Origin of the sequence: Sphingomonas sp. (assembly GCF_036269755.1) — a bacterium.
Taxonomy (GTDB): domain Bacteria; phylum Pseudomonadota; class Alphaproteobacteria; order Sphingomonadales; family Sphingomonadaceae; genus Sphingomonas.
The window spans coordinates 566,655-584,580 of record NZ_DATBDV010000004.1 but is presented as its reverse complement, the minus strand read 5'-3'; the positions used below and the strand labels follow the sequence as shown (position 1 = coordinate 584,580).

The following is a 17,926-nucleotide window of genomic DNA, read 5'->3' as shown; positions in this document are numbered from 1 at the left end:
GCGCGTCGATGTGCGGCATCGCCGGGGTGTTTCACCCCGGAACCCCCAAGCCCGTCGAGCGCGCGCGCGTGCTGGCGATGGCCGATGCGCAGGCGCACCGCGGCCCCGATGGATCGGGCGTATGGACCGCGCCGGGCGTTGGATTGGGGCATCGCCGGCTCGCGATCATCGATGTCGCGGGCAGCCCGCAGCCGATGCAGGACGGCGACCTGACCGTCACCTATAACGGCGAGATCTACAATTTCGCCGAGGTTCGCGCCGAACTCCAGACGATGGGTGCGGTGTTCCACACCAATGGCGACACCGAAGTGCTGCTGCATGGCTGGCGGCAATGGGGTCCGGCGATGCTCGACCGGCTCAACGGCATGTTCGCGTTCGCGCTGCACGATGCGGGCCGGCAATGCCTGTTCCTCGCGCGCGACCGGTTGGGAGTGAAGCCGCTTCATTATGTCGAACTGAGCGACGGTTCGGTGGCCTTCGCGTCGGAATTGAAGGGCTTGCTGGCGCATCCGCTGTTGCGGCGAGCACCCGATCTGTCGGCGATCGAGGATTTCATGGGGCTGGGCTACGTCCCCGACGACGCCTGCATCGTCGCGGGCGTCAGGAAGCTCCCCGCCGCGCACTACCTGCTGATCGAGCGCGGCCGCCCCGTGCCGCAGCCGCAGCGCTGGTGGGATCTCGATTTCACCCGCCGCGCGAGCGGTTCGCTCAAGGATCTCGAAGCCGAATTGGTCGATCGCATGCGCCACGCGGTCAAGCTGCGGATGGTGTCGGACGTGCCGCTCGGCGCGTTCCTGTCGGGCGGGGTCGACAGCTCGGCGGTGGTCGCGCTGATGGCCGAAGCGTCGAAGGGCGCGGTCAAGACGTGCACGATCGGGTTTCAGGAAGCCGGGCATGACGAGCGTGCCTATGCCGATGCGATCGCCCGACGTTATCATACCGATCATCGCGAACGCGTGGTTGCGTCGGACGATTACGCGTTGCTCAACCGGCTGACCGCCGCGTTCGACGAGCCGTTCGCCGATGCCTCGGCACTGGCGACGTTCCGCGTCAGTGAGCTGGCGCGCGAGCAAGTGACGGTCGCGCTCTCCGGCGACGGGGCGGACGAAGCATTCGCCGGATATCGCCGCTACAAGTTTCAGGCCGCGGAGGAGCGGATGAGGGCGCTGCTCCCGCGCGACCTGTCGGCGAGCGTGTTCGGTACGCTCGGTCGTCTCTACCCCAAGGCCGATTGGGCGCCGCGCCCGCTACGCGCCAAGACGACGTTGCTCGCGCTCGCGGACGATGGAGCGACGGCCTATGCGCGGTCGGTCGGCGTCACCACGCCGGCTTTGCGGGAAAGGCTGTTCACCGCAGCCGCCTGGGCACAGCTCGGTAGGCATCGCGCGGAGGAGCGCTATATCGGGACGATGCGCGACGCCCCTGCGCGTGATGCGCTCGACCGCGCGCAATATGCCGACATCCGCCACTATCTGACCGGCGACATCCTCACCAAGGTCGACCGCACCAGCATGGCGGTGAGCCTCGAAGCGCGCGAGCCTTTGCTCGACTACCAGCTGATGGAATTCGCCGCGACCTTGCCGGTGTCGGTGCGGCTGCGCGGCGGGCAGGGCAAATGGCTGATGAAGAAGGCGATGGAGCGGTATTTGCCGCAAGACATTCTCTACCGTCCCAAGATGGGCTTCGTCACTCCGGTCAGCGCGTGGTTCCGTGGGAGCCTGGCCGACGAAGCGGCGGCGCTGTCGCGCTCACCGCGCCTCCTGCAATGGTTCGACGGCGCCGGAATCGACAAGCTCGCCGCCGACCACAGGACCGGCCGAGCGGAGCATGGCCGGACGCTGTGGCAATTGGTGACGCTGGACCGGAGTCTCTCGCGCCTGTTCGGTTAAGACCTCGGTGACAGCCATGCGCCTGCGGTCAGGCGGAGCGTGATCACTGCCGAGAACGCAACCGGGATCACGAACAAGTAGAGCCAACTCACGACGATGACCGCTGCGAAGCACAGCGCGAGCGCCCAGATCGTGGTCCGCATCTTCGCTAGCGTTTCGCCCGGCAGGCCGGCGAGCTGGCACGCCAGCACCCCCGACAGCAGATAGAACAGGCCGACGCAGAGTCCTCCCGCCATGAAGAAATCCCAATAGGACCGACTGGACCCCATCGCATCCACATGTACCGATCGCATCGATGCGACGAGCGCATCGACATGCCACTGCGGATCGGGCTGGCTGAACCCGAGCGTATGAGCCACCGCGAACAGCACCAGCAAAATCGCGGCTGCCCGGTAAAACAAGGATGCCCTCATCCACCCTCTACCGCTTTCTTCAGTGCAGCCTGGTGATCGACAGCCCGTCTTCCTTCGCGCGAATCTTGACCGACTCCTCGCTCCGGGTCAGCGCCTTGGCGATCGCCTTTAGCGCCATGCCCTTCTTGGCCAATGTGTGAAGTTTCTGGATCTCGTCCTGCCGCCAAGGTTGCCGATGACGCTCGAACTTCTCAGCCATGGTGCCAGCCGAACACCGCCATCGCCGCGTGGAGCGTCAACGCGATCAAGCAGAGCGTCGATAGCGAAAACAGCAGAAAGCGGATGCTGATCTGGTTGACGGTCGCCTGCCAGATGCTGTGGACGATGCGTAGCGCGACATAGCCCCAGGCGAGCCAGGCATTCCAACCCTGACCGGTGCCGGAGAGCGCGATGACCAATGCCACCGCGTAGAACAAGGTCGGCTGCTCCATCAGGTGGATGTAATTGTGCGCCGGCCACTGCGTCTTGTCGGGCACCACGCCGTCGAGCCCGCCGGGCTTGCTACCGCGCACCTTGCTGACATCGATGCCGAGCTTGCGGAGCGCGGGCATGCGAGTCGCGACCATCCAGACGAGCATGACCAAGGACCAGGCGATCAGGACGACCACCGGCTTCAGAATTTCGCTGTGCATGAAAAAAGCCTCCCCCGAGTTTGTACCGATCAGGCTGCATCAATCGATACGCAGATGCAACCAATCGCTTGCTCGGCTCCTTTCGTTTCGCCGCTCAGCGCCTACATCGGGCCGATCACTCCAGGAGCATTCCGATGAAAACCACCGGCAACACCATCCTCGTCACCGGCGGCGGATCGGGTATCGGCGAAGCGCTGGCACATCGGCTTCGCGATGCCGGCAACACCGTAATCATCGCGGGGCGCCGACAGGAGGCGCTGGACGCGGCGGCGGCGGGATGTCCCGACATGCACGTCATGACGCTTGACGTCGAAAGCGCCGAAGGCGTGACCGACTTCGGCAAGCGCGTGCTCGCCGCGCACCCGGCGCTCAACGTCCTGATCAACAACGCCGGGATCATGCGGTTCGAAGCGCTCGACCGGCCGCGCGACCTGGGCGATGCCGAAGCAACGATCGCGACCAATCTGCTGGGCCCGGTCCGGCTGATCGACGCGCTGGTCGAACACCTGATCGCGCAGCCCGATGCCGCGATCGTCAACGTCACATCGGGGCTGGCCTTCGTGCCGCTGGTCGATACGCCGACCTATTGCGCGACCAAGGCGGCGATCCATTCGTACACCTTGGCGCTGCGTGAAGCGCTGAAGCACCGGGTCGAGGTGATCGAACTGGCGCCGCCGGCGGTGCAAACCGGCCTGACGCCGGGGCAGGAGACACGCCCGGGTTACCAGCCGCTCGACGAGTTCGCCGACGAGGTGATGGCGCTGCTCGGCCAACAGCCGACGCCGCCCGAAATTCTGGTCGAGCGCGTCAAATTCCTGCGCGATGCCGAGCGGGAAGGGCGGTTTGGTACGACGCTGGTTCAGCTCAACGAACGAGCGCGCGCCGCGCGTGAAGGGCAGCACTGAGAAAATCCCTCTCCCCTTGTGGGAGAGGGAGGGAGCCGACGTAGTTGGCGGAAGGGGTGAGGGGGACTCGGACTCACGACCCCCTCATCCTTCCCACTCGCTAAGCGAGCGGGCCCCTTCCTTCTCCCACAAGGGGAGAAGGAGCTTCGTTCAGGCGAAAAGCTTCGCCCAGCCGCGCTTGGCGCGATCCTTCCAATGGCCGCGATGGTATGCGTCGCTTGCCAGCAGCGGCATCACGCTACCCGCTTCGGCGAACACCATCTGCTCGATTCCCGTATTGACCTTGCCCCAGCTCGCCGCCTCCTGCAGCGTCGAGGACGAACAGGCGCCGTCGCGCACGTCGGCGACGGTGATCTGCACCGCATATTTGTGCACCTCGACATTCTCGTGACCGAGGATCTCGGCGCACACAACGGTGTCCTGGATGAAGTTCTTGGGCACGCCGCCGCCGATCATCAGCAGCCCGGTGGTGCCGGCCTGAATCTTGATTTCGGTCAGTTCGCGGAAGTCGGCGATGGCGTCGAGTACCATGTAAGGCTTGCCTTCCTTGGCGCGGTCGACCTGGTGCTTGACTAGGCCGAAGCCGGCCGAGCTGTCCACGAACGCGGGGCAGAAGATCGGCACGTCATGCTCGTAGGCGAGCTTGACCAGGCTGTTGTCCTTCTTGCCGTGCTCGACGAGGTACCTGCCCATCTCGCGGATGAACGCGCGGCTCGAATGGGGCTTCGCCTCCAGGCTGTTGGCGATCTCGAGGATCGTATGGTCGCAATCCTGGAGCTGCTCTTCGTCGATATAGGTGTCGTAGATGCGATCGATGTAGAGCGAGCGCAGCGTGTCATCGTCAGGAATTTCAAGCGCTTGATAGTGCTTGTGGCCAAGCCCTTCGAAGAAATCCATGTCGACGATGGTCGCGCCGGTGGCGACGATGACGTCGACCATGTTGCTGCGCACCAGCTCGGCATAGAGATCCATGCACCCGCCGGCCGAGGTAGAGCCCGCGATCACCAGGCAGACCGTGCAGTCCTTGTCGGCGAGCATCTGGTTATAGATCTTAGTCGCGCGGCCGAGGTCGCGGCTGGTGAAGCTCATGTCGCTCATCGCGTCGACGATCGGGCGAGCGTCGAAGCTCTTGATGTCGATGTGCTTGACGGTCTTCGCCAGCAGCTCCGCCTTGCGCGTATCGTTGATCGGCGCGTTCGCCGACGCGGTCTTGGTCAGGGTATCGGTCATCGATGTATTTTCCGTCTTCACTTGCCGCCGTCATTCAATTGGGGACGCGGAAACCCGAAAACAGCCGTCACCCCAGCGAAAGCTGGGGTCTCGCGCCGCATAGCTAAGGCTTGCGGCCTGAGATGCCAGCTTTCGCTGGCATGACGGCAATAGTTACAGCGTTACGACGTTCGACGCGACTTCGCGATCCTCGCTCAGGTACAGCGACGCCATCGGTTCGTCGTCGACGATCACCGTCTCGTCCGATCCGAAGCCGTTGAACGCGGTGCGCATCGCCGATCCGTATGCGCCGAGCATCCCGATCTCGAGATAGTCGCCCGCGCGCGTATCGGCCGGCAGCAGGAACGGTCCCGCCATATGGTCAAGATCGTCGCAGGTCGGGCCGTAGAAACTGAACGGCATGTCGCGCGTGGTCGATTCGGACTCGCGCAGCAACGTGACCGGAAAGCGCCAGCCGATATGCGCGGCGTCGAACAACGCACCATACGCGCCGTCGTTGATGAACAGCTCGTCGCCACGGCGCTTTTCGACTCGGACGATGATCGAGCTGTATTCGGCGCATAGTGCGCGGCCGGGCTCGGCCCACAGCTCCGCCGAATACGAAATCGGCAGGCTTTCGAACGCGCGGTGGATCGTCTCGAAATAGGCTTCGAGCGGGGGCGGCTCCATCCCGGGATAGCTCGACGGAAACCCGCCGCCGACATCGACCACGTCGACCGTTACCGCCGCGCTGACGATCGCAGCGCGCACGCGCTCCATCGCTTGGGCATAGGCGTCCGGAGTCATCGCCTGGCTGCCGACATGGAAGCAAATGCCGAGCGCATCGGCCGCCTGGCGGGTCGCGAACAGCAGGTCGCCGGCCTCTTCAGGCCCGGCGCCGAACTTCGATGCCAGGCTAAGCTTGGCATGCTCCGACGACACCCGCAGCCGCACGCACAAGGTCAAGTCACTCGCACCGCGAGTCGCGCGAACGATCTTGTCGAGCTCGTCCATCGAATCGAGGCTGAACGTGCGGCAGCCATGCTCGAAATAGGCCTGGGCGATGGCTTCCTCGGCCTTGACCGGATGCATGAAGCACAAGGTCGCCCGCGGCAGCGTGCGCGCGACCAGCCGCACCTCGTTGAGCGAGGCGACGTCGTAATGCGTCACGCCATTGTCCCACAGGATCTGCAGGAGTTCGGGGCTTGGATTGGCCTTTACCGCATACATCGAGCGACCCGGAAACTTCTCGACGAAGAATCGGGCGGCACGCGCGGCGGCATGCGGGCGAATGAGCGTGACCGGGGCAACCGGGCGCTGATCAAGAGCAATCCCGCGAGCGGAATTACCGGGGGCAGTCGCTAGCCCCAGCGCGCTATGATGCTTGTGCAACTCAAGGGACCTCCAAGTGGCTTTCGCCGTACGGTGAAATGCTGCCTTGCGGTTGGAAGTCCCATGGGGCAGCGGGAAGCGGGCACTTAGGGTCGATGAACCCCTACGTAAAGTATTTTTTGGACCCGTAGGGCGCGAGCGGAGGTGGAACGTGACGATCGTGAGACAGCCAACACGGGCAGGGGTGCGGGATGCCGCTGCAAAGATCGCCGCGATCCTGCCGCCAACGCCGCTTTTCACGCATGAAATCAACGGCGTGACGGTTGCATTCAAGGCCGAATCGCTCCAGCCGATCGGCGCGTTCAAGCTGCGCGGGGCGTGGCACCGACTGACGGCGTTGGACGATGCGCAGCGTGCGAAAGGCGTGGTGGCGTTCTCGTCGGGCAACCACGCGCAGGGTGTCGCGTGGGCGGCGAGGCGGCTGGGCATCCCCGCGACGATCGTGATGCCAGCCGATGCCCCCAAGGCGAAGCGCGACGGCACGCTCGCGCTGGGGGCGGAGGTGGTGCCGTACGACCGCGCGACCGAGGACCGAGTCCGGATCGCCGCCCAACTCGCCGAGGCGCGCGGCGCGACCCTGGTGCCGAGCTTCGACGATCCGTGGATCATTGAGGGACAAGGCAGCGTCGGGATCGAGGCGCGGCGCCAGATGGAAGCGATGGGGCTGGGCGAGCCGGCCCACGTCGTCGTACCGTGCGGCGGCGGCGGGCTCGCGTCGGGCATCGCGCTCGGGCTGGCCGAGGCGCGAATCACCGTGGTCGAGCCCGAAGGCTGGGACGACATGCGCCATAGCCTCGAGGCAAGTTGGGTCGAGCCGGTCGGCCCCAACCCGCCGCCCACCGCTTGCGACGCGCTCCAGACCCCCGAAGTGTCGCCGCTGACGTTCGAAGTGCTGGCGCGGCGCGATGCAACCGGCGTCGCGGTGAGCGAGGCCGAAGTCCGCGCGGCGCAACGCTGGGCGGCGTCGGTACTGCATCTGGTGGTGGAGCCGGGCGGATCGGTCGGGCTCGCGGCTTTGCTCGCCGGCAAGGTCGCGCCCGAGCCGGGAATGCTCGTCATCCTGTCGGGCGGGAACGTCGATATCGACGCCTACGCCAAGGCGATCGCGCCCGAGCCGGCCGAAGCTTCAGCCTTCCCGGCGCTCGCATGAACGCCCTCGGACAAGCCGCCCCCGCGATCGCCATGGTCGCGGCCTTCGTGCTGGTGTGGTTTGGGATTAAGCTGGCGCTGCGCCCCGATACGCGCACCAAGGGCGCGCTGATGGTGGTGATGGCGGCGGTGCTGGTGGGAAATGTGCTGATTGGGACGCTTTGAGCGTCGGATCACCGCAGGGGTTGCGCTAGAAAGCCGACTTTCCTGAACTTGGCGGACTGCGCGATATAGATGACGTCACCGACACAACGATATGGCACGTCAGTCACCAACGATCGAGGCTGAGTGCCATTTCTTTCGCAGTTGCTTGAGGCGTTGGGCGAATGGTCGAGCATCGTCGGGTAGCCTGAACTCGCTCCCATCTACCAAGACATAGCAAGTCGCTGCGTTACGAATTTGCACCGTGATCGGCAGCGACTTTGACGCAGAGTATGCAGGAGTGAGGGCGGCGAGCCCGGCAATAAATGCCATTGCGCCGCGCGCCCTGCTCACCGGATCGGTGAGTTGGGGTCGAGCCGCATATCCAGATACTTGTCCACGCTGCCCATCAGCTCCGGCATCTCATGCTCGAAGAAATGGTTCGCCTTGGGAATCGTGTCGTGGTGGATCGTGATGTGGCGCTGGGTGCGGAGCTTGTCGACGAGCTTCTGGATCGCGACTGGCGTCGCCACTTCGTCATTCTCGCCGGCGATGATGATGCCACTCGCGGGGCAAGGTGCGAGGAAGGTGAAGTCGTAGAGGTTGGCGGGCGGCGCGACCGAAATGAAGCCGCGGATCTCCGGGCGGCGCATCAGCAGCTGCATGCCGATCCACGCGCCGAAGCTGACCCCGGCGATCCAGGTGGTCGATGCTTCGGGGTGGAAGCTCTGTACCCAATCGAGTGCCGAGGCCGCGTCACTCAGCTCGCCGATGCCGTTGTCGAACACGCCCTGGCTCTTGCCGACGCCGCGGAAATTGAAGCGCAAGGTCGCGAAGCCGCGCCGCTGGAAGGTCTTGTAGAGCTCCATCACGATGCGGTTGTTCATCGTCCCCATCGCTTGGGGGTGCGGATGGAGGATCATCGCGACCGGCGCGCGCGGCTTGGGCGCGGGGGAGAAACGGCCTTCGAGGCGGCCTTCGGGACCGGGGAAGATGACTTCGGGCATAGTATCCTGACGAACGTTTTGGGCGCGCCGCTGTGGCGCGAAAGGTTGCGCGCTATATAGGCAGGACGCCCCAACACGCAATTATAACGAATCGGCCGCCGACGTGACCCGCATCTATCTCGATCATGCCGCGACAACGCCGCTGCTGCCCGCAGCGCGTGAGGCGATGGCGGAGGGGTTCGCGCGCTGGTCCAATCCGTCGTCGCCGCATGCCGAGGGGCGCGCGGCGAAGGCGGCGCTGGAGAAGGCGCGGGCGGCGGTGGCGGCGGCGTATGGCTGGGCGGGTGAGGTGTTGTTCACCAGCGGCGCGAGCGAATCGCTCAACATCGCTCTGACGCGGAGCGCCGTCGAGCGCCGACTGGCGAGCGCGGTCGAGCATGATGCGGTGCTGCGCTCGGCATACGATATCGCGTTGGTCGAGGTTGGGGCGGATGGCGTTGTCGATGTCGATGCGCTCGATGTGGCGATGGCGGGTAAAGGACGCGCGGTGGTCGCGATCCAATGGTGCAACAGCGAAACCGGAGTGCGCCAGCCGATCGCGGCTCTGGCGGAACGGGTCCACACCGCGGGGCATCTGTTGCTGGTCGATGCCGCGCAGATGCCGGCGGGGGCTGACCGCGATGCCGCGCGGCATGCCGATTTCATCGCATTGTCGGCGCACAAGCGCGGCGGGCCGATCGGAGTGGGGGCGTTGCTGGTGCGCGACCTCGCCACGCTCGATCCGACCGGCGGGCAGGAGCGTGGATATCGGCCGGGGACGGAGAATTCACCGGGCATTCTGGGCTACGCCGCCGCGCTCTCGGAGCCGGAGGACGTCGCGCGCTATGCCGAGCTGCGCCGGCGGGTCGACGACGCCTTGACGTCATCGGGCGGGGAGGCGGTGCTTTCGGCGGCCTCGCGCCACCCGGCGATCGGATCGTACCGCATGCCCGGCGTGACCGCGACGACTCAGTTGATCCGCTTCGACATGGCCGGCATCGCGATATCGGCGGGCAGCGCGTGCGCGAGCGGGAGCATGAAGCCGAGCCACGTGCTGACTGCGATGGGGTGGGACCAGACCGTATCGCAGGAGGTGGTTCGGGTGAGCTTCGGCCGCTCGACGACGGCAGCCGACGTGGACGCGTTCGTTGCCGTATGGCGCGAGATTGCCGGCGAGCGAGCGCGGGCGGCGTGATCTATCTCGATTACCAGGCGACGACCCCGCTTGCGCCCGAAGCGTTCGACGCGATGCTGCCGTGGCTGCGTGACAGCCACGCCAATCCGCATTCGGCGCACGGGCCGGGGCGCGCGGCCAGGGCGGCGGTCGAGGTCTCGCGCGATCAGGTCGCCGCGCTGCTTCCTGCGGGGGGCACGGTCGCCTTCACCAGCGGCGCGACCGAAGCGCTCAACTGGGCGATCAAAAGCGTGGGCGAACCGATCGTAACGATCGCGACCGAGCATGCGGCGGTGCTCGACACCACGGCGGCTGTGGGGAGCGCGACGATTTTGCCGGTCGGTTGCGACGGGCTGGTCGATATGGACGCGGCGCGGGGAGCGATCGGCCCGGGCATCAAGCTGGTCGCGGCGATGCTGGTCAATAACGAGATCGGCGTGATTCAGCCGGTCGCCGAACTCGCCAAGCTGGCGCGCGAGGCCGGGGCGCTGTTCCTGTGCGACGCGGTGCAGGGCTATGGCCGCGTGACGATACCTGACGGTTGCGACCTGATCGCGCTGTCGGCGCACAAGGTTTACGGGCCGAAGGGGATCGGCGCCCTTTGGATCCGGGATGGCGTCGATCTTCTGCCGTTGCTCCACGGCGGGGGTCAGGAGGCTGCGGGGCGCTCGGGTACGCTATCGCCCGCGTTGTGCGTGGGATTTGGTGCGGCGGCGGCGCTGATGCAATCGCGCGGGGCTGAGGACGCTGAGAAGGTCGAGCGCCTTTGGAACATCGCACTTGCGGTCCTGGACGATGGCTGGATCGTCAACGGATCCACCGAGCACCGCTACCGCGGTAACCTCAACGTCCGCTGCGGTGGTCTCGAGGTCGCGCGGTTGATGTCGGACCTGCGCGACATCGCCTTTTCTGCGGGATCGGCCTGCGCGAGCGGATCGGGCCGACCGAGCCATGTGCTCCGCGCGATCGGGCTGAGCGATGCCGAGGCGCGGTCGAGCATCCGGATCGGGTTCGGGCGCTACACGACCGAGCCTGAATTGATCGACGCGCTGACGCGCATCGATGCGGCGGCGCGTGCGCAACGGGTGGCGGCGTGATCCGCGTCACTTTCATCGAACGCGACGGCACGCGGCGCGACGTCGAGTCGTCCCCCGGCGACCGCTTGCTCGACGTCGCGCAAAATGCCGGCGAGCCGCTCGAAGGCACGTGCGAGGGGCAGATGGCGTGTTCGACCTGCCACGTCATCGTCGACGCTGCCGATTTCGCCAAATTGCCGCCCGCGGTGGAGGAGGAAGAGGACATGCTCGACCTCGCCGCCGGCGCGACGCGATATAGCCGGTTGGCGTGCCAAGTCTGGCTCGATCCAACCCTCGACGGCATCACCGTCCGTATCCCTGCCGATGCCAAGAACATGCAGGGGCGCTAATTTCCCGCGCGAAGCCATTGCGGATGCGGAACGGGATTCGGGCTGACGCGTTGGGCGCGGAGATGGGGATCATAAAGAAGGAAAAGTCATGAAAATGTACGCTTTGATCGCGGCCGCTTTGGTCGCCGGCGCCGCCATGCCGGCCGTCGCCGACGCCTCCGGGCAGAAGATCGTGACTCGCACGACGGTGACTCGCTCAACCGACGGCCGCAGCGACCGCGGCTGGCGCGGACAGCGCACGCATTGGAAAACCGTGTGCAGCACGACCTGGCGTAACCACCGCCACATCCGCACTTGCCGCAAGGTGCGCGTGCGCTACTAAACCCGCGCCGCTAATCGCTTGAAAGCGCCGCCCGACCCCGCCATATGCGCCGCGGGAGTCGGGCGGACGTGGTCGTCGCCAACCTGGTCAGGGCCGGAAGGCAGCAGCCACAACGATTTCGCCACGGGTCGTTCCGGCTCCCACCGCGAGTTTTGCGAGAGCTCGATCATATCGCGCCACGCAAACGAGCGCGGGCCGGCGGCGTACAGCGCCGTCCGACGACGCGGCTTTCCCGCGTCGCTCCAAGGCTTGATCACCCTTCAATTCACGCGCACACCTGCGGTCCCACGAGCAGGAGTAACGTGATGCGTTTCACCTCCGCCTTCTTCGGGATATTGGCACTTGCCAGTGTCGCCGCCGCAACCCCGGCCGCCGCCGAAACCACGCTGACCAAGCCGGCGACCGTCGCGACGCCGCTCATCGCGCAGCCGACCGCCGCAGTTCCCGCCGCGGAGCAATATCGCAATCGCTATCGTCGCGGCTATCGCTCGGGCTATCGCCGCGCGTGGCGCAGCCCGTATTACCGTTCGGCCTACCGTCGCGCTTGGCGAACCCGCTATTCTCGGCCGAGCTACCGCTACAACAGCTATCGGTACCGCGCGTATGGCTGAAACCGCGGCCGCCATCGCGGTTGGCGGCGCTAACAGCCTTCGACATCGCGCCCCGCCGTGCCTAGATAGGAGTCGATGTCCGACTCCTTCGACCTTGGCGAGCCGCCGCAGCCGCGCGACACCGCTTATCGCGTGCTCGCGCGCAAATACCGGCCGCAAAATTTCGATCAGTTGATCGGCCAGGACGCGATGGTCCAGACGCTGGCCAACGCGATCCGGCGCGGGCGGCTGGCGCATGCCTTTTTGCTGACCGGGGTCCGAGGGGTGGGGAAGACCTCGACCGCACGGCTCGTCGCCAAGGCGCTCAATTGCATCGGCCCCGACGGGCAGGGCGGCCCAACGATCGATCCGTGCGGCGTGTGCGAGCCGTGCGTCTCGATCGCGGAAGGCCGCAACATCGACGTGATCGAGATGGACGCCGCGAGCCATACCGGCGTCGACGACATGCGCGCGGTGATCGACGCCGCTCGGCTCGCTGCGTTCGGTGCGCGGTTCAAGATCTACATCATCGACGAAGTTCACATGCTGTCGAAGAATGCGTTCAACGCGCTTCTCAAGACATTGGAAGAACCACCTGAACATGTGAAGTTTCTGCTCGCCACGACCGAGGTGCAGAAGGTGCCGGTGACGGTACTGTCGCGGTGCCAGCGCTTCGACTTGCGGCGAATTCCGGCGGACAAGCTCGCGGGCCATTTCGCGCATGTCGCCGAACTCGAAGGCGCCGACGCCGACCCCGAAGCGCTGGCGCTGATCGCGCGCGCGGCAGACGGATCGGCGCGCGATGGCTTGTCGATCCTCGACCAGGCGATCGCGCATGCCGGGATGGAGGGCGGCGGCGTGTCGGCCGCGGCGGTGCGCGCGATGCTCGGCCTGTCCGACCGCGCCGCGATCCGGGACCTGTTCGGGCTGTTGCTCGACAGCAATGCGCCGGGCGCGCTCGCGGCGTTGCGCACGCAATACGATCTTGGCGTCGATCCACAATCGGTGCTGCGCGGACTGCTCGAGACGGTTCACGCGACAACGCTCGCCAAGCTCGGCGGCGAAGCCGATCCCGCTCAGTCTGCGGAGGAGCGCGACGCGTATCGCGACTGGGCACGGACGCTGTCGTTCGCCGCGCTGCACCGGCTGTGGCAATTGCTGCTCAAGGGACATGACGAAGTCGCGCGTGCCGCGCTGCCGATCGAGGCGGGCGAGATGGCGCTGCTTCGTGTCGTCCACGCATCGAGCCTTCCGGACCCCGGCGAATTGGCGCGCCAGATCGCCGCGGATACGCCGCCCGCGAGCATGATTACCGCATCGACCGCTCCGGCGCCGGCACTCGCGCCGACCCAGGCATTGCCCGCGACGTTTGACGACATGGTGGCGCTGATCCAGCGCAACGGGGGCGGGTCTTTGCTGTCGCACCTCAACGCCAATGCGCGACCGGTCCGTTACGCGCCGCCTGAACTGGTGCTAAGCACGCAACGGCCGTTGCCGGCCGACCTGCCGGCGATGCTCGCGGCGCGGCTGCACGAGCTGACCGGTACCAAGTGGAAGATCACGACCCAGGACGCCGAGGGCGAAGCGACGTTGGCCGAGCGCCGCAAGTCGGCGGAAGAAGCGGAACGCGCGGCGATCCTGGAAACCCCAATCGTCAAAGCCGCGTTCGAGGCGTTCCCGGAGGCGGTGCTGGAAAGTTGGAGCAAGGAAGGGAGCGTATGAAGAACCTCGAAGACATCATGGCGATGGCGCAGAACGTCCAGGCCGAACTGGCCAAGGCACAGGAAGGGCTCGACCAGGTCGAGGTCGAGGGCGCGTCGGGCGGCGGGCTAGTCAAGGTCAAGGCCTCGGCGAAGGGGCGGATCATCGGGATTTCGATCGACGATTCGCTGATGCAGGCGTCCGAGAAGCAGATGCTCGAGGATCTGATCGTCGCCGCGTTCAACGATGCGCGAGCCAAGGCCGATGCCGCATCGAATGCGGAGATGGCCAAGATGACTCAGGGCCTACCGCTGCCGCCGGGGTTCAAGCTGCCGTTCTAGTCGCACCGCGGTAGCCGGCCACGCCCGGCTGACTCGCGCCATCGGCCGGCGGGCGCAGATGCGCCCGTCCGCCGTCATCGACTTTGTCGATGACGGGTCCGCTATTTCAAACACTTATCCAGCCCGTCGGCACGAACGATATCCACGTAGCGCGCGATGACATTGCCATGCCGGCGTACGAAGCCGCGCGGGTCGATCGCGTCGCGCTTCTTGGGCAGCGGCAGGACGGCGGCGATTCGGCCCGCCTCGACCGCGCTCATTCGCGACGCGTCGTGCCCGAAATAGCGGATCGATCCGGCGTTGGCGCCATAGGTGCCGATTCCGGTCTCTGCCACGTTGAGGTACACTTCCATGATCCGCCGCTTGCCCCACAAATTCTCGATCAGGAACGTGAACCACGCCTCGAACGCCTTGCGGACGTAGCCGCCGTTCTGGATCAGGAAGACGTTCTTCGCGGTCTGCTGGCTGATTGTCGATCCGCCGCGGATTCGGCCGCCTTTCTGGTTACGATTATAGGCTTGCTCGATCGCGGCGAAGTCGAACCCGCCATGGAGGCAGAAGCGCGAATCTTCGCCGGCGATCGCGGCGCGCGCCATCCGCGGGTCCATTTCGGTGAGCGGCATCCACTTCTTGGCGACGCCGTTGCCCGAAACCGCGTCGCCCAGCATGGTCAACGTGAAGGGCGGATCGACGAAGCGGTACAGCCCGACCCAGACTATGCTCAGCACGACAAAGCCGAGCGCACCCTTCCAGATCCAGCCGAACAGGCGGCGCGGCCAGGAGCGGCGGGGTTTGGCGGATTTGGCGGGCATCGGTGCGGGCGTCGGTGCGGTCAGGGGCTCGGTAACGGGGGCTGGGGCCGCGGCGAGCGGCATCGTCGCCACTAGGCGCGGACGGCGCTCGGCGGCAAGCGCCTCTTCGGCCGCGGCGATCCCGGTTTGATAGGCGCCGTGTGCGGTCGAATAGTCGTTGGCGTGGCATGCCTCGCCCGCGAAGAACAAACGGTCGTCGTGCGGTGCGGCGAGCACGCCGCGTTGCGCGGCTTGCCCGACCTTGGCGTGCGAATAGCTGCCGCGGATGAACCGTTCGGCGCGCCAGCGGGTCCGCGCGAGCGGCTGGAGCCGCAACCGCCAGTCGTTGCCGAGCAAGCCTGCGAGCTCGCCGATCGCGAAGTCGGCGGCGGCGCGATCGTCCTGCCGTTCCAGCGCCTCGGCGCAGTCGCCGCCGAAGAACGCTTCGATTACGGGGCGACCGAGCCAGCCGACCTGATAACTGGCCGTATTCGAGCTGTGCGGGTTTCCGATCAGGTGCGCGTTGTGCGGATAGTCGCCGCCCTTGATGCCCAGGAAAATCTTGTCGGCGAGCCCGAGCGGCAGCGCGGCGGCGGCTTCTCGTTTGGTTTCTAGCGGCGGGTCGAAGGCAAGGTCGCCGTAGGCGATGATCGGCGTCGGTACCGCGACGATCACGCGATCGGCCTCGACCGTTCCCGCCGTAGTGGTCAGCCGGACCGTCCGGCCGTGATGGTCGATCCTCGACACTGGACTGTCGAGCTTGACGCGCAGGCGCTTGCCGTACGCGGCGACGAGCGTGCCATAGCCCTCCTGCAGCCGCCAATTGTCGTCGCCGGCGGTGTCTTCGTACGCCGCCCAATCGTGGAGCGACACGTCCTTCAGGTTGGCGCCGTTGGCATAGCCGGAGATCGCGTCGATCATCGGGCGCCATGGCGACTCGGCGGCGACGAAGTCGCTTAGCGGCCGGTCGGGACCGCGCGCGTAACCCTGCGCCCGTTCGAACCAGTCGGCATAGGCTTTCTCGAACGCCGCGCGCTCGCCGGGGGCGAAGCCGAGGCCTTGCCATTGTTCGCGCCAATGCGGGTCGGCGCGGTCGATCTGGAACCCCTCGGCGAGCGCGATCCGAGTCCAGGGGTTGCGATCGGCCGAGTGCAGCCAGGCGCAGCCGAGATCGAGCATCTCGCCGCGCACCCGCACGCTGTGCGCCCGCCCGCCGATCCGGCTGCTGGCTTCGACCAAAAGCACGTCGGCGCGTGCTTCGTGCAGCCGCCGCGCGGCCGCGATCCCCGCCGCACCGCCCCCGACGACGACGAAATCGTGCTTCATGCAATCATCGAGGGGATCGCGGTTTGGCGTCGGTATCGCCGATCGCCAGCAATGCCAGCGCCGCCGCGATGCCCAACGCGAGCAGCGAGACCCAATACCCGAAGCGCCAATCTATCTCGACCGCCGAGGCGGCGAGCGAGCCGAGGATTCCGGCCGACTTCGACGCTGCTGCTTCGACGCGATCCGCGGTATATTGATTGCTGCCGGCCCAGACGAAAGCCATCGCAAGCAAAGACGTCGCCACCGCGACGCCCGCGAACCGCCGCCGCAACAGCGACAGGATCAGGCCGACCGCGATGAGCGCCAGCGCGACGATGAAATAGTAATTGGTGAATGCATGGGCGTCGATCGACACCGATCCGATCCCGCCGTGGAATTGCCCGAAGGCAAGTTGCCAACCGGCCGCCGCGACAACCTCGCGGCCCAACAAAGACGCCGACATCCAGGGCAGCAGAAACGCGAGCAGCGCGATCACGATGGCCACTTTGACGTAACGCCACATGCCCGATCTCCCTCGCAACAAGCGGCACGCGACCTATCGAGCCGCGCGCCACTCAAAGTTCACAAACTTCACGGGGTCACGTGAAGCGCGTTCCTTATGCCGCGAGCAACCTCTTGTCGCCGGCGATGCGCATCATAGCCTTTTGCAGCTTCTCGAACGCACGCACCTCGATCTGGCGGACGCGTTCGCGGCTGACGTTATAGACCTGCGACAGCTCCTCGAGCGTCTTGGGATCGTCGGTCAGGCGGCGCTCGGTCAGGATGTGCTTCTCGCGCTCGTTCAGCTCGTCCATTGCCGAGGTCAGCATTTCGTGGCGGACGTCCGCCTCCTGGCTTTCGGCGACGACCTGATCCTGCAACGGCGCGTCGTCCTGCAGCCAATCCTGCCACTGGCCCTCGCCATCCTCGCGCATCGAGACGTTGAGCGAGGTGTCGCCGCCCATCGCCATGCGGCGGTTCATGCTGGTCACTTCGTTCTCGGTCACGCCGAGATCGGTGGCAATCTTGGTGAGGTTCTCCGCCGACAGGTCGCCGTCCTCGAACGCGTCGAGCTTCGACTTCATCCGGCGCAGATTGAAGAACAATTTCTTCTGCGCGGCGGTGGTGCCCATCTTCACCAGGCTCCACGAGCGCAGGATGAATTCCTGGATCGAGGCGCGGATCCACCACATCGCATAGGTCGACAGGCGGAAGCCGCGATCGGCCTCGAACTTCTTCACGCCCTGCATCAGGCCGATATTGCCCTCCGAAATGAGCTCGGACACGGGCAGGCCATAGCCGCGATAGCCCATCGCGATCTTGGCGACGAGGCGAAGATGGCTGGTGACCAGCTGGTGCGCGGCCTCGGTATCGCCATGCTCCTCGAAGCGCTTGGCGAGCATATATTCCTGCTCGGGAGTCAGAACGGGGAATTTCTTGATCTCGGCCAGGTAGCGGTTGAGGCTCGCCTCGCCGCCGAGAGCAGGAATCGTCGCTGGGACGTTGCTGCGGTTTGCCATGATCATTCTCCCTTACTCAGCCAGCATGTCCCAAATGAGG

Annotated in this window: 20 protein-coding genes, 1 other RNA gene and 1 pseudogene; 12 read left to right on the top strand and 10 right to left on the bottom strand. The window is 66.0% G+C overall.

Annotated features, from left to right (window positions below):
* The first annotated feature begins 8 nt into the window (after nucleotides 1–8).
* On the top strand, nucleotides 9–1,889 hold the full coding sequence (locus VH326_RS05265; RefSeq protein ID WP_329630730.1) for an XrtA/PEP-CTERM system amidotransferase: 1,881 nt from the start codon (nucleotides 9–11) through the stop codon (nucleotides 1,887–1,889).
* On the opposite strand, the gene VH326_RS05260 is transcribed toward VH326_RS05265, so the two are convergent.
* The 3 genes from VH326_RS05260 to VH326_RS05250 are packed head-to-tail and all read right to left on the bottom strand — an operon-like array spanning nucleotide 1,886 to nucleotide 2,934.
* Nucleotides 1,886–2,302 (bottom strand): LIC_13387 family protein, encoded by a 417-nt coding sequence (locus tag VH326_RS05260; RefSeq protein WP_329630729.1) that lies wholly within the window; start codon nucleotides 2,300–2,302, stop codon nucleotides 1,886–1,888. The two genes, VH326_RS05265 and VH326_RS05260, sit on opposite strands and share 4 nt — an antisense overlap.
* Before the next feature lie 19 nt (nucleotides 2,303–2,321).
* On the bottom strand, nucleotides 2,322–2,501 hold the full coding sequence (locus VH326_RS05255; protein WP_329630728.1) for a hypothetical protein: 180 nt from the start codon (nucleotides 2,499–2,501) through the stop codon (nucleotides 2,322–2,324).
* The gene (locus VH326_RS05250) at nucleotides 2,494–2,934 is read right to left on the bottom strand and encodes an MAPEG family protein (RefSeq protein ID WP_329630727.1); all 441 of its coding nucleotides are present in this window, start codon (nucleotides 2,932–2,934) and stop codon (nucleotides 2,494–2,496) included. Before VH326_RS05250 ends, VH326_RS05255 begins: the two co-directional genes overlap by 8 nt.
* A 134-nt stretch (nucleotides 2,935–3,068) precedes the next feature.
* Between VH326_RS05250 and VH326_RS05245 the strand changes: the two genes are divergently transcribed.
* Nucleotides 3,069–3,839, top strand: coding sequence for an SDR family oxidoreductase (locus VH326_RS05245; protein WP_329630726.1), 771 nt, complete (start codon nucleotides 3,069–3,071; stop codon nucleotides 3,837–3,839).
* 150 nt (nucleotides 3,840–3,989) lie between these two features.
* Here VH326_RS05245 and VH326_RS05240 read toward each other — a convergent pair whose 3' ends face one another.
* The gene (locus VH326_RS05240; protein WP_329630725.1) at nucleotides 3,990–5,069 is read right to left on the bottom strand and encodes a 1,9-bis(guanidino)-5-aza-nonane synthase; all 1,080 of its coding nucleotides are present in this window, start codon (nucleotides 5,067–5,069) and stop codon (nucleotides 3,990–3,992) included.
* Between the two features lie 153 nt (nucleotides 5,070–5,222).
* Nucleotides 5,223–6,440, bottom strand: coding sequence for a type III PLP-dependent enzyme (locus VH326_RS05235; RefSeq protein ID WP_329630724.1), 1,218 nt, complete (start codon nucleotides 6,438–6,440; stop codon nucleotides 5,223–5,225).
* Nucleotides 6,441–6,591: 151 nt separating this feature from the next.
* On the opposite strand from VH326_RS05235, the gene VH326_RS05230 reads away from it, so the two are divergent.
* Together VH326_RS05230 and VH326_RS05225 are read left to right on the top strand one after the other, a co-directional pair.
* Nucleotides 6,592–7,590, top strand: a complete 999-nt coding sequence (locus VH326_RS05230; RefSeq protein WP_329630723.1) for a threonine/serine dehydratase — start codon at nucleotides 6,592–6,594, stop codon at nucleotides 7,588–7,590.
* On the top strand, nucleotides 7,587–7,754 hold the full coding sequence (locus tag VH326_RS05225; RefSeq protein WP_329630722.1) for a hypothetical protein: 168 nt from the start codon (nucleotides 7,587–7,589) through the stop codon (nucleotides 7,752–7,754). Before VH326_RS05230 ends, VH326_RS05225 begins: the two co-directional genes overlap by 4 nt.
* A gap of 326 nt (nucleotides 7,755–8,080) precedes the next feature.
* On the opposite strand, the gene VH326_RS05220 is transcribed toward VH326_RS05225, so the two are convergent.
* On the bottom strand, nucleotides 8,081–8,737 hold the full coding sequence (locus VH326_RS05220) for an alpha/beta hydrolase (protein ID WP_329630721.1): 657 nt from the start codon (nucleotides 8,735–8,737) through the stop codon (nucleotides 8,081–8,083).
* Between the two features lie 103 nt (nucleotides 8,738–8,840).
* On the opposite strand from VH326_RS05220, the gene VH326_RS05215 reads away from it, so the two are divergent.
* The 8 genes from VH326_RS05215 (at nucleotide 8,841) to VH326_RS05180 (ending at nucleotide 14,270) form a co-directional block, all read left to right on the top strand.
* Nucleotides 8,841–9,911, top strand: a complete 1,071-nt coding sequence (locus VH326_RS05215; RefSeq protein WP_329630720.1) for a cysteine desulfurase family protein — start codon at nucleotides 8,841–8,843, stop codon at nucleotides 9,909–9,911.
* Nucleotides 9,908–10,987 (top strand): cysteine desulfurase family protein, encoded by a 1,080-nt coding sequence (locus tag VH326_RS05210; protein WP_329630719.1) that lies wholly within the window; start codon nucleotides 9,908–9,910, stop codon nucleotides 10,985–10,987. Before VH326_RS05215 ends, VH326_RS05210 begins: the two co-directional genes overlap by 4 nt.
* Nucleotides 10,984–11,316, top strand: a complete 333-nt coding sequence (locus VH326_RS05205; RefSeq protein ID WP_329630718.1) for a 2Fe-2S iron-sulfur cluster-binding protein — start codon at nucleotides 10,984–10,986, stop codon at nucleotides 11,314–11,316. The genes VH326_RS05210 and VH326_RS05205 overlap by 4 nt, the downstream gene beginning before the upstream one ends.
* An 88-nt stretch (nucleotides 11,317–11,404) precedes the next feature.
* Nucleotides 11,405–11,638 (top strand): hypothetical protein, encoded by a 234-nt coding sequence (locus VH326_RS05200; RefSeq protein WP_329630717.1) that lies wholly within the window; start codon nucleotides 11,405–11,407, stop codon nucleotides 11,636–11,638.
* Nucleotides 11,639–11,688: 50 nt separating this feature from the next.
* Nucleotides 11,689–11,786, top strand: an RNA gene (ffs, locus tag VH326_RS05195) — signal recognition particle sRNA small type.
* 157 nt (nucleotides 11,787–11,943) lie between these two features.
* Nucleotides 11,944–12,249 (top strand): hypothetical protein, encoded by a 306-nt coding sequence (locus VH326_RS05190; protein WP_329630716.1) that lies wholly within the window; start codon nucleotides 11,944–11,946, stop codon nucleotides 12,247–12,249.
* 75 nt (nucleotides 12,250–12,324) lie between these two features.
* Entirely contained in the window at nucleotides 12,325–13,950 is a 1,626-nt protein-coding gene (locus VH326_RS05185) for a DNA polymerase III subunit gamma/tau (protein ID WP_329630715.1), read from the top strand.
* Nucleotides 13,947–14,270: a YbaB/EbfC family nucleoid-associated protein gene (locus tag VH326_RS05180; protein ID WP_329630714.1), complete on the top strand. Its 324-nt coding sequence runs from the start codon at nucleotides 13,947–13,949 to the stop codon at nucleotides 14,268–14,270. Before VH326_RS05185 ends, VH326_RS05180 begins: the two co-directional genes overlap by 4 nt.
* 101 nt (nucleotides 14,271–14,371) lie before the next feature.
* Here VH326_RS05180 and mtgA read toward each other — a convergent pair whose 3' ends face one another.
* The 4 genes and pseudogenes from mtgA to rpoH all read right to left on the bottom strand — a co-directional run bounded on the left by mtgA (nucleotide 14,372) and on the right by rpoH (nucleotide 17,886).
* Nucleotides 14,372–15,082, bottom strand: a complete 711-nt coding sequence (mtgA, locus tag VH326_RS05175) for a monofunctional biosynthetic peptidoglycan transglycosylase (protein WP_329630801.1) — start codon at nucleotides 15,080–15,082, stop codon at nucleotides 14,372–14,374.
* 111 nt (nucleotides 15,083–15,193) lie between these two features.
* A pseudogene (locus VH326_RS05170) lies at nucleotides 15,194–16,387 on the bottom strand (flavin monoamine oxidase family protein); the annotation flags it as partial.
* Between the two features lie 4 nt (nucleotides 16,388–16,391).
* Entirely contained in the window at nucleotides 16,392–16,889 is a 498-nt protein-coding gene (locus tag VH326_RS05165) for a hypothetical protein (protein WP_329630713.1), read from the bottom strand.
* A 94-nt stretch (nucleotides 16,890–16,983) separates the two neighbouring features.
* Entirely contained in the window at nucleotides 16,984–17,886 is a 903-nt protein-coding gene (gene rpoH / locus VH326_RS05160) for an RNA polymerase sigma factor RpoH (protein WP_329630712.1), read from the bottom strand.
* Nucleotides 17,887–17,926 lie beyond the last annotated feature (40 nt).